Below are 13,789 nucleotides of genomic sequence, written 5' to 3' on the forward strand. Positions count from 1 at the left end.
CCGGTCCGCGGGCGGCGTACGCCCGCGGACTCGGCAGGTCACCGGCGACTCAGCTCGTCGCCTTCTTCGCCTCTTCGATGGCCTTGGCCCAGGCGGCGTCCGCGGCGATCTGGCCACGCTCGGCCGCCTGCATCTGCGGCTCCACGATGGTCTCCCAGACCTGCTGGTGCTTGGCACCGAGGAAGACCGGCTTCATGTTCTTCACGCTGTCGCTGAAGATCTGGCCGATCGGAGCGTCGCTGAAGTACTCGCTCTTCTTGTCCTTGAACGCCGGGTCCTCCAGCGCCGGGATGCTGGACGGCATGGCCCCGGCCTCGGTGAACGCGGCCAGGTGGCCGGCCTTGCTGGTCAGGTACTTGGCCAGCTCGAAGGCCTCCTTCTTGTGCTTGCCCTGCTCCGGAACGGCGAGGTACGAGCCGCCCCAGTTGCCGCCGCCACCCGGGATGGTCGCGATGTCCCACTTGCCGGCGTTCGACGGGCCGGACTTCTGCGCGATGATGCCCTCGGTCATCCACGCCGGGCACGGGATGGTGGCGAACGCGGAGTTCTTGAACGCGGCGTCCCAGTCGGCGCTCCAGCGCTGCGCCTTGGCGGTCAGCCCGTCGGCGGCCATCTGCAGACCAAGGTCCCAGGCCTGCTTGACCACCGGGTTGGTGTCACCGATGAACTTGTTGTCCTTGTCGAAGAAGAAGGTCTCCGAGTTCTGCATGATGTACGGCTGCATCAGGCTGGTGGCGCTGTCCAGCCAGGCCGCCTTGGCCTTGCCGCTGGCCTTGTACTCCCGACCCAGCGCGACGTAGTCCTGCCAGGTGGACATCCGCTGGGAGACCTGCTGCCGCTCGGTCGGCAGACCGGCCTGCTCGAACAGGTCCTTGCGGTAGCACATCGCCAGGCCGCCGACGTCGGTGCCGAGACCGATCAGCTTCTTGCCGTCCGGCGTCAGAGCGTTGTTCCACTTCCACTCCGGCCAGTTGGCCTTGATGTCCGCGGCGCCCAGGTCGAGCAGGTTGGCGAACTTGTCGTGGTTCTGCACGTACTGCAGCAGCACACCCTCTTCGAGGCCGACCACGTCACCAGCACCGCTGCCCGCGGCCAGCCACTGCACCAGCTTGGGCTGGAAGTCGCGCAGCTCGCCCATCCGCTGGTGCTCGACCTTGATGTTCGGGTTGGCCGCCTCGAAGTCCTTGATGGCCTGGTCGTAGCCGAAGTTGCTGAAGGTCTGCAGGACCAGCTTGACCTGGCCGCCCTCGCCGGTCGAGCCCTCGCCGTCGTTGCTCTTGCTACACGCCGCGCTGCCGAGAGCCATGCTCACGGCGACCGCGGCGACCGCGGCGGTGCGGAGTCGGCGCCTGATGACGCTCATCCCTGACCCCTCTCAGGTGGGTAACTCGTGGTGTGGTGGTGGTGCCGTACGTGTGACCGTGCCCGGTGGCACCGGGGGTGTTCCGGATCTTTCGGGTGTCGCGGATCGTTTCGGTGTCTCCGCCCGCCGACGGCTCCGGGGCTGTCGCCCCGGAGCCGTGCGGTGGGATCTCGGTTTGGGACGCTGCCGCGACGTGCTGTGTGGCCTGTACCACAAACCGCCGGGAGCGCTCCCATGAGATTGCCGGCGGGTTACCGGAGTGTCAATGGGCCAGTGGGAGCGTTCCCATTTCGTTACCGACGGCGCCCGGTCACTCACCCGCAAAGCGGGCGTTATCCCCGAGGTAACGGCCACCACGACCCGTACCGGGCCATCGACGGGACCGCACGGTCCCGTCCACGATCCAACCCGGCCGACGAGGTTCCGCCGGAAGGCCGACGGGCCGGGCCGGATTCGCCGGTCGACGGGGTCTCCAGACCGGCCGGACCGACCTGCCCGGTGCCCGGCGGTCAGTCAGGGCCCCGGGCGACCGGGTCAACTCGGCCGGCGGTGCACCAGCTACCGGGCGACCGGGTCAGCTCAGCCGGCGGACCAGGGTGCTCGCCCGGTCGACGTCAAAATCCGTCGGTTCGAACGCCCGACCGAGCCAACTCCGCATCGACTCGTGCTCCGGATGACCCGGGTCGACCCACGCGGCCAGGAACTGCCGGTAGCCGAACGGCCCGCCGACGTCCTCGGGCGGACACGCCCCCGCCCCGCCGGCACAGAGCGGGTACCGCTCCTCGGGATCGGCGCCGAAGACGTCCTCGACGGCCACCTCGTGCTCCCACCAGTCGCCGAAGTCGTAGGTGTAGAGGAAACGGGCCCCCTTGGTCGCCACCGCGTCGAGCCGGGTCTCCAGCTCGTCACGGAAGGTCAGCTCACCGTCCGGATCCGGCTCGCCGTACTGCGTCCCGTTGATGTCGAACGAGTGCAGGTGACAGTCCTGCCAGCCCATCGCGCACTGGAACACCCTGTGCACCCGGTCCAGCGTGTAGCCGCCCGGCACCAGCACCCGCCGCCACACCTCCGGCGTGACGTCGGCCAGGGCCACCCTGAGCTGGAAGATCTGTCGCGACACGGTCTCCGACCCTCCCGGCATAGGCTTACCGGCATGATCTGCCGAGCGTGCCGGGAGGCACGGCACGACAACTGCCGGGGCCGCAACTGGTGCGACTGCCAGCACCGTACCCCCGTACCGACGCCTCCGGTCACTGGTCCGGCCAGCGAATGACGGAGAATGTCGCGATCACCCGGCTCTGGCCCCTTCCGGACGCGGGTCCGCTGGACGACCCGACGCTGGCCGGGCTCTATCCCCGCCTCGCCATGCCGCACCTGCGGGTGAACTTCGTCGCCAGCATCGACGGCGCGGTGGAACTGGAAGGACACTCGGCCGGACTCTCCGGTCCCCCGAACGGCCCGGACAAGCGGGTGTTCGGTCTGCTGCGGATGCTCTGCGACGCACTGGTGGTCGGCGCCGGCACGCTACGGCACGAGGCGTACCGGGCGCTCCGGCTCGACGAGCGCCGCCGGTCCTGGCGCCGGGAACAGGGGCTGTCGGAGTACCCCACCCTGGTCGTGGTCTCCCGGACGCTGAACCTCGACCCGGAATCCGCGGCGTTCGCCGACGCGCCGGTCCGGCCGGTGGTGCTGACCCACGCCCGGGCCACCGCGCCGAGCGGTCTCGACGCCGTCGCCGACCTGGTACGTCGTGGCGACGAGCGGGTCGACCTGGCCGCCGGGCTGGCCGAACTGCGACGCCGGGGCCACGGCCAACTGCTCTGCGAGGGCGGCCCGCACCTGTTCGGTTCACTCACCGCCGACGACCTGGTGGACGAGATCTGCCTGACGGTGGCACCGCTGCTGACCGGACCAGGTGCCGCCCGGATCACCGCCGGACCGACCACCCCACCCCGCGGTATGGCGCTGCGCCACGTCCTCGCCGGTGGGGACGACTCGCTGCTGCTCCGGTACACCCGGGCCGACGACTGATCGCGGCCACCCGGCGGCCGGGTGGGAGTGTGACCGGCACACCCCGGACGCCGCGTCGCGTGGCGCGCTGTCGTACCGGTGAGGCAGGATGCGACTCGTGTGTCTTGACCAGATTCCTACCCTGACCGGGTCGCTGCGGTGACCGACACCCCGCCGGCGGCGCCCGAGACGGCGGTCGGTCGGGTGCTCGGCACCGCCGACGCCACCCCGCTGCAGTTCTGGACCGCGGTCACCCCCGGCAGCTACCTGCAGCTCGACGACGTGGTGGTGACCCGGCGGGAACTGCCGGACCGTGAGCCGGTCACCATCGCGGGAGTGGTCACCCAGGTTCGGGCCCGGCACGAGGGCGCCCAGTTCGACTCCGACGTCTTCGCCATCGCCGACGGCACGCTGCCCGCCCTGGTCCAGGAGGCCGCCGAGATCACCACCACCCGGGTGGACCCGGAACTCTACGTCCCGCCCTCCCCCGGCGCCCCGGTGTTCCGGGCCGAGGGCGACGCCCGGTCGGCGGCACTGCACTTCGACCGGATGGAACGCCGGGTGCCGATGGGGATCGGCCGGGACGGCGTACCGGTCTTCCTCAACGCGGACTTCCTGGACGGCACCCGGGGCGCACACGTCTCGATCTCCGGCATCTCCGGTGTGGCGACCAAGACCAGCTTCGCCACCTTCCTGCTCTACTCGGTCTTCCGCTCCGGGGTGCTCGGCGGCGACGCGGTCAACGCCAAGGCACTGATCTTCAACGTCAAGGGTGAGGACCTGCTCTTCCTCGACCACCCGAACAGCCGGCTGGACGAGGCGACCACCGCGACGTACGCCAAGCTCGGGTTGAGCGCCGGGGCGTTCCCGGACGTCCGGGTCTACGCGCCGCCCCGGGCCGGGGACTCCTCCGGCACCCCGGACGTGAGCAGCCGCCTGACCGGGGTCGACAGCTTCTACTGGACGCTGACCGAATTCTGCGCCGACCGGCTGCTGCCGTACGTCTTCGCCGACGCCGACGACGAACGCCAGCAGTACACGATGGTGGTGCACTCGGTCGCCGCCCACCTGGCCCGGTACGCCCAACCGGCGGACGGCGGGGTGAGCATCGACGGGACCAGGATCAACTCGTACCCCGATCTGGTGGACTTCGTCGTCGAGCGGCTCACCGACGAGGAGACCCGCTCCGATTGGGCCGGCAGTGCGATCAACACCGGCACGGTCAACGCCTTCGCCCGGCGGCTGATCGGCAGCAAGAAGGACCTCGCCCGGCTGATCCGGGGTGACCTGGCCACCCGCCGGCCGCACAGCATCAACACCTCCGAATCCGCCCAGGTAACCGTGGTCGACCTGCACAACCTGCCGGACCGGGCACAGCGTTTTGTCGTCGGCGTGACGCTGAAGAGCGAGTTCGAGCGCAAGGAGAAGGCCGGCACCGCCAAGCCGCTGCTCTTCGTCGTGCTCGACGAGCTCAACAAGTACGCCCCCCGGGAGGGCTCGTCACCGATCAAGGAGGTGCTGCTCGACATCGCCGAGCGGGGCCGCTCACTCGGCGTGATCCTGATCGGGGCGCAGCAGACCGCGAGCGAGGTGGAGCGGCGGATCGTCACCAACTCGGCGATCCGGGTGGTCGGCCGGCTCGACCCGGCCGAGGCGTCCCGCCCGGAGTACGGCTTCCTCCCCACCGCCCAGCGGCAGCGGGCGCTGCTGGCCCGCCCCGGCACCATGTTCGTCAACCAGCCGGACATCCCGGTGCCGCTCTGCCTGGACTTCCCCTTCCCGGCCTGGGCGACCCGGGTCTCCGAGGCCGGGCCGACCCCGTCCGGGACGCTGCGCTCGATCACCCAGGCCGCCGACCCGTTCGTCGTGGTCGGCTCCGGCGCCGGGGCGCTCTCCGACGACGACATCCCCTTCTAGCCCCCTAGGGACGCGTGTGAAGATCCTGCACACCTCCGACTGGCACGTCGGGAAGGTCCTCAAGGGACAGTCCCGGCTCGGCGAGCAGAAGGACGCGCTGGCCCAACTGGTCGAGGTCGCCCAGGCCGAGTCACCCGACCTGGTGATCGTCGCCGGTGACCTCTACGACACCGCCGCGCCGACCCCGGAGGCGACCCGGCTGGTCACCCGGGCGCTGTCCGCGCTGCGCCGGACCGGCGCCCAGGTAGTGGCGATCGGCGGCAACCACGACAACGGTCCGGCGCTGGACGCACTGCGGCCGTGGGCCGAGGCCGCCGGGATCGCGCTGCGCGGCGGGGTCCGGGACACCCCGGCCGAGCACGTCATCGACGGCAGCACCGCCGACGGGGAGCCGTGGCGGCTGGTCGCCCTGCCGTTCCTGTCCCAGCGGTACGCGGTCCGCGCCGTCGAGATGTACGAGCTGACCGCCGCCGAGGCGGTGCAGACGTACGCCGACCACGTGGGGCGGCTGCTCGGCCGGCTCACCGAGGGCTTCGACTCGGCCGACCGGGTGCACCTGGTCACCGCGCACCTGACCGTGGCCGGGGCCCGTACCGGCGGCGGTGAGCGGGAGGCGCACACCGTACTCAACTACGCGGTGCCGTCCACCGTCTTCCCCGGCAGCGCGCACTACGTGGCACTCGGCCACCTGCACCGGGCCCAGCCGGTGCTCGGCCCCTGCCCGATCCGGTACAGCGGCAGCCCGCTCGCCGTCGACTTCGGCGAGGAGGAGAACATCCCGTCGGTGACGATCGTCGAGGTGAGCACCGCCACCTCGGCCAAGGTGCGGGAGGTGCCGATCACCGGCGCCGCGCCGCTGCGCACCGTACGCGGCACGCTGGCGGAGTTGGCGCGGTTCGCCGACCCCACAGCCTGGCTGCGGGTGTACGTCCGGGAGGCCCCCCGGGCCGGGCTGCGCGAGGAGGTGCAGGAACTGCTCCCCCGGGCACTGGAGGTACGGATCGACCCCGACCTGCTGCCCGCGCCGGGTGCCGGCCGGGCGGCCCAGCGTGCCGGCCGCTCGCCCCGGGAACTCTTCGGCGACTACCTGGACAGCCGGGGGCACGCCGACGACGGAGTCCGCGAACTGTTCGACGAGCTCTACGAGGAGGCGACCAAATAGTGCGTCCGCTCCGGCTCGACCTGGCCGGCTTCACCGCCTTCCGGGACGCCACCACCGTCGACTTCACCGACGCGGACTTCTTCGCCCTGGTCGGCCCGACCGGGGCCGGCAAGTCCAGCGTGCTCGACGCGATCTGCTTCGCGCTCTACGGGACGGTGCCACGCTGGGGCGGTGCCCGGGGGCTGGCGAACGCGCTCGCCCCGTCCGCCAGCGAGGCCCGGGTCCGGCTGGTCTTCGAGTCGGCCGGCGCCCGGTACGTGGCGACCCGGGTGGTCCGGCGGGACAGCCGGGGCACGGTGAAGACCGGCAACGCCGGGCTGCAGCTGATGCCGCCCGGTTTCGACGTGACCAAGCTCGACACCGGGCTCAGCCCGGACGACCTCGGCGAGGTGATCGCCGGCACCCCGGCCGAGATGGACGAGGCGGTGCTGGACGCCGTCGGGCTGCCGTACGAGCAGTTCACCAGCTGCGTCCTGCTGCCGCAGGGCCAGTTCGCCGACTTCCTGCACGCCAAGCCGGCCACCCGGCAGCAGATCCTGGTCAACCTGCTCGGCCTCGGCGTCTACGAGGACATTCAGAAGCTCGCCACCACCCGGGCCGGAAAGGCCGAGGCGGCACTCACCGCCGTCGACCGGGTCCTCGCCGGACTCACCGGGGCCGACGACGAGGCGTTGGCCGCCGCGTCGACCCGGGTCGAGGAGGTACGCGGCCTCGCCGCCGAGGTCGACGCGGCCGTACCCGAACTGCGGCGGGCCCGGACGGCGGCCGGCGCCGCCGAGCAGGCACTCGCCGCGCTCGACGCCGAACTCGCGGAACTCGCCCGGGTCCGGCCCCCGGCCGACCTGGCCACGGTCGCCGAGGCGGTCGCGTCGGCGCGGGCCGAGGCAGCCGAGGCGACCGCCGCGGTGGCGGTCGCCGAGGAACGCGAGGAGAAACTTCGCGGCGAACTCACTGCCGCCGGCGACCCGGCCGCGCTGCGGCTGCGCCAGCAGGAGCACGCGGACCGGGACCGGACCGCCGCCGAGGCGACCGCGCTGGCCGAGGCGTCGGCGGCCGCCGAGGCCGACCACCGGGCCGCGGCGGCCGCGCTCGAGAAGGCCCGGTCCGCCGCCGGGCGGGCCGCCCAAGAGTTGGAGGAGGCCCGGGCCGCGTACCAGGAGGCGCAGACCGCCGACCGGGCCGCCGCGCTCCGGGCGCACCTGCACGCCGGCGTGGCATGCCCGGTCTGTGCCCAGCCGGTGACCGAGGTGCCGGCGCTGCCGGCGGGCTCGGCGGTGCCGGCCGCCGAGGCGGCCGGCAAGGCCGCCCGGGCCGCCGCCGACGCGGCGGACCGGCTGGTCGCCGAACGGGAGCGGGCCGCCCGCGACCTGGAACGCACCCTGGACGCGGCCCGGGCCCGACACGAGCAGCTCACCGCCCGGCTCGCCGAACTGGACGACCGGTTGGCCGGCTCCCCCGGCCCGGCCGCGCTGCGCCGGGAACTCGACGGCATCAACCGGCTGCGTCGGGACCTGGAGGCCGCCGGGGGCGCCGTCCGGGCCGCCCGGGACGCCGCCCGGCGGGCGCGGACCGGCGTCGACGCCGCCGAGGAACGGCTGCGCGGCGTCTGGCGGACCTTCGACACGGTCCGGGACACGGTCGCCCGGTTCGGCCCGCCGGCCGCCGAGCGGGACGACGTGGCCGCCGCCTGGACCGGGCTCTGCGACTGGGCGGCCCGGGCCGCCGACGAGCGCCGGGCCGGCCGGGCCACCGCGGTCGAGGCGGTCGACGCGGCGCACGCCGAGGCCGACGCCGTGCTGGCCCGGATCGGCGCGCTGTTCACCGCCGCCGGGCTGGACGCGCCGGCCACCGACCACGACCCGGTCCGGCTGGCGGCGGTCGCGGTGGAACGGGCCGAGGCGGAACACCGCCGCCTGGAGGAGCGCCGCGAGCAGGCCCGGGAGCTGACCGAGCAGCGCGCGGGTCACGAACGGGAGAGTCAGGTCGCCCGGACCCTCGCCGGACACCTGCGGGCGAACAACTTCGAACGCTGGCTGCTCGCCGAGGCGCTCGACCTGCTGGTCGACGGCGCCTCCCGGATCCTTCGGGAACTCACCGGCGGGCAGTACGACCTCGGTCACGACAAGGGCGAGTTCTTCGTGGTCGACCACCACGACGCCGGGCTGCGCCGCAACGTGCGGACGCTGAGCGGCGGGGAGACCTTCCAGGCATCGCTGGCGCTGGCGCTGGCCCTCTCCGAGCAGCTCGCCGGGATGTCGACCACCACCGCCAGCCTGGAGTCGATCGTGCTCGACGAGGGCTTCGGCACCCTCGACGCGGCGACCCTGGACACCGTCGCCGCCACCCTGGAGAACCTGGCCGCCCGGGGCGACCGGATGGTCGGGGTGGTCACCCACGTACCGGCACTGGCCGAACGGATCCCGGTGCGCTTCGAGGTCCGCAAGGACGCCCGGGGCGCCCACGTGGAACGGGTCGGCCGGTGAACCCGGGCGGCGCGGAGCCGGGCTTCCGGACCGACCGGCCCCGGCTCTACGTCGATGCCTGGGACCCGGCGTACGGCGCGTCGTTCGAGGCGGCGGGCGGTCCGGCGGCGCCGAGCAGTGCCCAGGTCGACGCCGGGGTGGAACTGCCACCGGACGAGTGGCGGCCGGTACCCGCACCGGACGGGGTCGAGGCGCCGGACGTCGTCCTGCTGGTGGACGGGGTACGCCGGATCGACGCCAGCCTGTGGATCGAGGAACCGGACGGCGGGGCGTACCCGGGGATCGCCGCCTCGTACGCGGCCGGAGTGGTCCGGTGCGACCTGCGCCGGGGCGCGGCGGAGCTGGCCGGCGCACAGGTCGAGCGGGGTCTGTTCACCGCCAGCCCGTCGGCCGGGGACGTGCTCGCCGGGCAGATCCGGTACGCCGTGCACCGGCTCGGCGGCAGCGGCGAGTTGAGCAAGCTGCCGGCGGCGGTCCAGGGTCCGTTGACCGCGCTGGAGGTCAAGGTGTCCGGCGCGGTACGCGACGACGGCGACCTGCTGGTCGTCGACGGGCCGCTGCGCAACCGGCGGCAGCTGCCCCGCACCATCGGCTACATCAAGACGCAGCACAGCCAGTACCTGGACGCCCGGCTGAGCGCGGTGGTGACCGGGTTGCGGGCCCGGGAACGGTCCCCGGTCTTCCGGCTCGGCACGGCGTGGGGCGGCTACTCGTGGTACCTGCGGCTGCCCGGAGCGGCCCGGGGTCCGTGGGCCGGGATCGTCCGGGTGGAGTGCTCGGCCGACCTCGACGAGCGGGAGGCGATCGAACTCGCCGACCTGTCCCTGGTCACGCTCCCCCGGTTCGCCTCCACCGCCTACAAGGACCCCCGGGCCCCGCAGAACCTGATCCCGATCGCCGGGCTGGAGCGCCGGCTGCGCGCCCGGCTCGGCGACGGCCGACTGCTGCACCGGGCGCTGACCTTCGCCACCGCCGGTCCGCCCGGCCGGGCCGCCCCCATCCGCTGACCGGGCAAGGGCCACTTCCGGTCCTGCTCGGTTGACCAGGCGCTTTCCTCCGTACACTTGATCAGTGGGGCGGAAGAGGCGGACCGATCTGATCGCGGCACGGGTCGACGGCGGGTTGGCGGAGGTCTCCCCCGACCCGGACCGGCCGCACGCGTACACCCTGCTGGTGGACGGGGCGCCGCAGTCGCACGTCGACCTGACCGACCCGACCCATCTGGAGTTCGAGTACGTCCGCCGGATGGCGATCGTCATCGACCTCGCCGCCCCGCCCGGGGAGCCGCTGCGGGTGCTGCACCTCGGCGGTGGCGCGTTGACCCTGCCCCGGTACGTCACGGCCACCCGACCGGGCTCCACCCAGCGGGTGGTGGAGGTCGACGCCGCGCTGGTGGAACTGGTCCGGCGGGAGCTGCCCTGGCCGGCCGACCCCCGGCTGCGGGTCCGGGTGGGTGACGCCCGCGCGGTGCTCGCCTCGGCACCGGACGCGGCGTACGACCTGGTCGTGGCGGACGTCTTCGCCGGTGCGCGGACGCCGGCACACCTGACGTCGGTCGAGTTCGCCGCCGAGGCGGCCCGGGTGCTCCGGCCGGACGGCACCTACCTGGTGAACATCGCGGACGGGCCGCCGCTGCGACACGTCCGGGCCCAGGTCGCCACGGTGCGGACGGTGCTGCCGGAGATCTGCGTGGTCGCCGACTCGGCGGTGCTGCGCGGCCGGCGGTACGGCAACCTGGTCCTCGTCGCCGCCCGGACCGGACTGCCGGTGGCCGACCTGACCCGGCGCGCCGCCGGGGACTGGTTTCCCGGCCGGGTGCTGCACGGCGGCGAGCTGGAGCGTTTCGCGGCCGAGGCCCGGGTGGTCCCCGACAGCGCCGCGCAGCCGTCGATGCCGCCGCCGCCCGGCACCTTCCACGTCGCCCGCTGACCCCGCCGGACACCCTTCACGTCGCCCGCTGACCCCACGGGACACCCGCCACGTCGACCGTTGGTCCGGCCCCCGGCCCCCGGGCCCGGAGTTGCCCCGGCGCCGCCGGCCGGGCTCCGGACCGCCGACGCCTCGCCACCGGAGCCCCGGTGAAGTTCCCGGCGCGGCCGTTGATCCGAGCCGGCCCGAAATCCGTATGCAGGGACGGCCCCACCGTGGGCCCGGACCGGTGGCGTACGACATGTTCGACGCGGAGGTATGGCTGTGATGCAGGCGGTAGCCGACGGTTGGCGCGGCGACCGGGTCATGCCGGGGCGAATGTGCTCGACGGCGCATCGCCGGTCAATTCGGTACCGCAAAGGTCTCGACGCGCGGCCCGTGGACCGGAATGATGAGCCGGTGACGTCGCGACCGGCTGCCGGCCGCCACCACGCAGAACCGGCCAAGACCCAGCATTCCGACGAGCTTGTCCGGTTGCTGTACGAGGAACACGCCAAGCCCCTGCTGATGTTCGTGCTGCGGTTGACCGGCGGTGACCGGCAACGGGCCGAGGACGTGGTGCAGGAGACCCTGCTCCGGGCCTGGCGCAACGCGGACCGGCTCGGCGCGAACGGTCAGTCCCTGCGCCCCTGGCTGGTCACCGTCGCACGGCGGATCGTCATCGACGACCACCGCAGCGAGCAGGCCCGTCCGGCCGAGACGTACGACCGCGACCTGGACGGGTTCTCCGAATCGGACGCCACCGACCGGGTACTTCGGACGATGACGGTCACGGACGCCCTGCGTACGCTGAGCCAGCCGCACCGGGAGGTGCTGGTGGCGACGTACTTCCAGGGACGTACGGTGCCGGAGGCGGCCGCCGAGCTGGGACTGCCACTCGGGACCGCCAAGTCCCGGGTCTACTACGCGCTGCGCGCGCTGCGTTCCGCCCTGCAGGAGCGGGGGGTGACAGGGTGACCGGGGAGGCGCACCGGGACGTCGCGTCGTACGCGCTCGGCGTGCTGGACGAGCGGGACAGCAGCCGGTTCGAAGAGCACCTGGCCGGGTGCGACACCTGCGCCGTGGAGCTGGAGTCGCTGCTGCCGGTGGTCGACCTGCTCGGCGAGGTGGACGGCCGGGACCTCGTGGCAGTCGAGGAGTACGACACGGACAGCCCGCACTTCGAGCGGGTGCTGGCAGCGGTCGGCGAGGACCGGCGGCGGGCCCGCAGCCGACGGCTCTACACCCTCGCGGCCGGAATCGTGCTGTTGGCGATGCTGACCGGGCTGGGGTTCTTCGCCGGCGCCCGGTCCGTCGGCCCGGACGTGACCGCCCAGCCGCCCGGCACTCCGGGTGATCCGTGGCCGAGTGGTCGTCCCGGCTCGCCGGACGGTGAGCGGTTCGACACCACCGACCGGACCTCCGGGGTGCACGCCGACTTCGTCGTGGAGTCGCGGCCCTTCGGCACCCGGGTCTTCTTCGCGCTCAGCGGCCTCTCCGGGCCGCGGGTCTGCCGGCTGGTGCTGCTTCCCGAGTCCGGACCGGCCGAGGTCATCTCCAGCTGGTCGGTGCCGCCCGCCGGGTACGGCACCGCGGCGCAGAAGCAACCACTGATGCTCCAGGCCTCCAGCGCCACCGAGCGGACCAGGATCGAGGGGATCCGGGTGGAGGAGGTCAACGACCGGGGTGAGGCCACACCACTGGTGACGCTGTCGCTCTGATCGGCCCCGGGCCGCGCCGCCCGCCCCGGGCTCCCGCAGGCCCGACCCGTCCGTCGGCTCGGCGCCGGGCGCCGGGCGCACCGCGACACGGATCGTGTCAGTGCGGACACCCGGCGGATAATTGTGCCCGTGAAATCGGTGGACAACCCGCCACCGGCACCAATGAGAATATGCGGCGACGACCCCGACGCCACCTAATGGACACGTATCCGCCGGCCAGCCGGTTCAACGATTCGCTGTGAGATTGTCCACGGTGAATCATTTGATCCGGTGGCCGCCGCGTCGCGTACCTGCCGACGACCGGGTGAGCGGGAGGAGACCACGTGGCAGCGCTGGGACGCGACGACTCCGTCCCGGCCGGCCGCGCACCGGTCACGTCCGCGACCTGCGAATCCTCCGCCGCCGAGCCGGCCGGCGTCGCGGTCGGCCCCGGTCGTACGGGTGGCACGATCACCACCCCGCCGGCCGCACCGGACGTCACCGTACGGCCGTCGAGGCCGCCGTCGCGTCCGCTGTGGACGGATCGTGTCCGCCTCGGCCCCACGGGTGGCCGGATAACCAAATCGGCCCGGAACAAGGGCGCCAGCGGACGTATCGGGCCGCAGCCGGCCGGGGCGATTCGGGGTCCAGAGCGGACGGTACGACACGGGTCACCGCCGGTCACGACGCCGACGGACGAGCCGTACCGCCGGCACCGGATGACCAGGCACCGTCCGCCAGCTCCGGCGGCCGGTCGTTGCCACAGTGGGCGCGGCCGGCCGCCGGCACGATCCGGGGCGCGGCACGCGGCAACGTCCGCCTCCCCCGGCCGTGACGCCGGACCGGTCTCCGGCCGGCGTCACGGCACCCCCGGGCGGCCCGCCACCGGCCGCGTCGACCCCGGCCGGACCAAAACATAAATTCCTTTTAAGTGGACCCTAAATAATCCCTATCTGGGCCACCTCGGTTTGACTCTCCGGCGACGTATTCCGTAGGTTTTTCGCAGCGTTACCGATCGATTATTTTCGGAAGGCAGGAAGATGGTGACGATTTACGGGTTGCCGCCCGGCGACCACGATCGTCATCGACGACCCCGCCAACCGGTCGCCCGGTTCGCCTGCCGCCGGGGCACCGGCCCGGACGCACCCCCTGACGCGTCCGTCGGCGTACAAATCCCCGCTGCCCTCCCGGCCGGCGCCACGCTCCACATTCCGAGTCCGGCGGCTTCCCTGGCCGTCGGCGTCCC

General features: G+C 73.1%; 10 protein-coding genes. 8 read left to right on the forward strand and 2 right to left on the reverse strand.

The features are described 5' to 3' along the window. Positions 1-49 precede the first annotated feature (49 nt). Both V1633_RS30940 and V1633_RS30945 read right to left on the reverse strand, forming a co-directional pair. Entirely contained in the window at positions 50-1,363 is a 1,314-nt protein-coding gene (locus V1633_RS30940; protein WP_331217845.1) for an extracellular solute-binding protein, read from the reverse strand. Between the two features lie 574 nt (positions 1,364-1,937). Next, entirely contained in the window at positions 1,938-2,483 is a 546-nt protein-coding gene (locus tag V1633_RS30945) for a plasmid pRiA4b ORF-3 family protein (RefSeq protein WP_331217846.1), read from the reverse strand. Positions 2,484-2,632: 149 nt separating this feature from the next. On the opposite strand from V1633_RS30945, the gene V1633_RS30950 reads away from it, so the two are divergent. The 8 genes from V1633_RS30950 (at position 2,633) to V1633_RS30985 (ending at position 12,564) form a co-directional block, all read left to right on the forward strand. Continuing rightward, the gene (locus V1633_RS30950; protein ID WP_331217847.1) at positions 2,633-3,394 is read left to right on the forward strand and encodes a pyrimidine reductase family protein; all 762 of its coding nucleotides are present in this window, start codon (positions 2,633-2,635) and stop codon (positions 3,392-3,394) included. A gap of 138 nt (positions 3,395-3,532) precedes the next feature. Beyond that, positions 3,533-5,290 carry an ATP-binding protein gene (locus tag V1633_RS30955; RefSeq protein WP_331217848.1) on the forward strand — a complete coding sequence of 586 codons (1,758 nt, stop codon included), beginning with the start codon at positions 3,533-3,535 and terminating at the stop codon, positions 5,288-5,290. A gap of 16 nt (positions 5,291-5,306) precedes the next feature. Continuing rightward, positions 5,307-6,452 carry an exonuclease SbcCD subunit D gene (locus tag V1633_RS30960; RefSeq protein WP_331217849.1) on the forward strand — a complete coding sequence of 382 codons (1,146 nt, stop codon included), beginning with the start codon at positions 5,307-5,309 and terminating at the stop codon, positions 6,450-6,452. After that, the gene (locus tag V1633_RS30965) at positions 6,452-8,935 is read left to right on the forward strand and encodes an SMC family ATPase (protein ID WP_331217850.1); all 2,484 of its coding nucleotides are present in this window, start codon (positions 6,452-6,454) and stop codon (positions 8,933-8,935) included. The genes V1633_RS30960 and V1633_RS30965 overlap by 1 nt, the downstream gene beginning before the upstream one ends. Continuing rightward, entirely contained in the window at positions 8,932-9,942 is a 1,011-nt protein-coding gene (locus V1633_RS30970; protein WP_331217851.1) for a hypothetical protein, read from the forward strand. Before V1633_RS30965 ends, V1633_RS30970 begins: the two co-directional genes overlap by 4 nt. A 64-nt stretch (positions 9,943-10,006) precedes the next feature. Continuing rightward, positions 10,007-10,864 (forward strand): spermidine synthase, encoded by an 858-nt coding sequence (locus V1633_RS30975; protein ID WP_331217852.1) that lies wholly within the window; start codon positions 10,007-10,009, stop codon positions 10,862-10,864. Between the two features lie 267 nt (positions 10,865-11,131). Next, a complete protein-coding gene (locus V1633_RS30980; RefSeq protein ID WP_331217964.1) occupies positions 11,132-11,821 on the forward strand; it encodes a sigma-70 family RNA polymerase sigma factor in 690 nt (229 codons plus the stop codon). Beyond that, complete coding sequence (locus V1633_RS30985) at positions 11,818-12,564, forward strand: zf-HC2 domain-containing protein (protein WP_331217853.1); 747 nt, start codon at positions 11,818-11,820, stop codon at positions 12,562-12,564. Before V1633_RS30980 ends, V1633_RS30985 begins: the two co-directional genes overlap by 4 nt. Positions 12,565-13,789 lie beyond the last annotated feature (1,225 nt).

Source organism: Plantactinospora sonchi (assembly GCF_036422035.1).
Taxonomy (GTDB): domain Bacteria; phylum Actinomycetota; class Actinomycetes; order Mycobacteriales; family Micromonosporaceae; genus Plantactinospora; species Plantactinospora sonchi.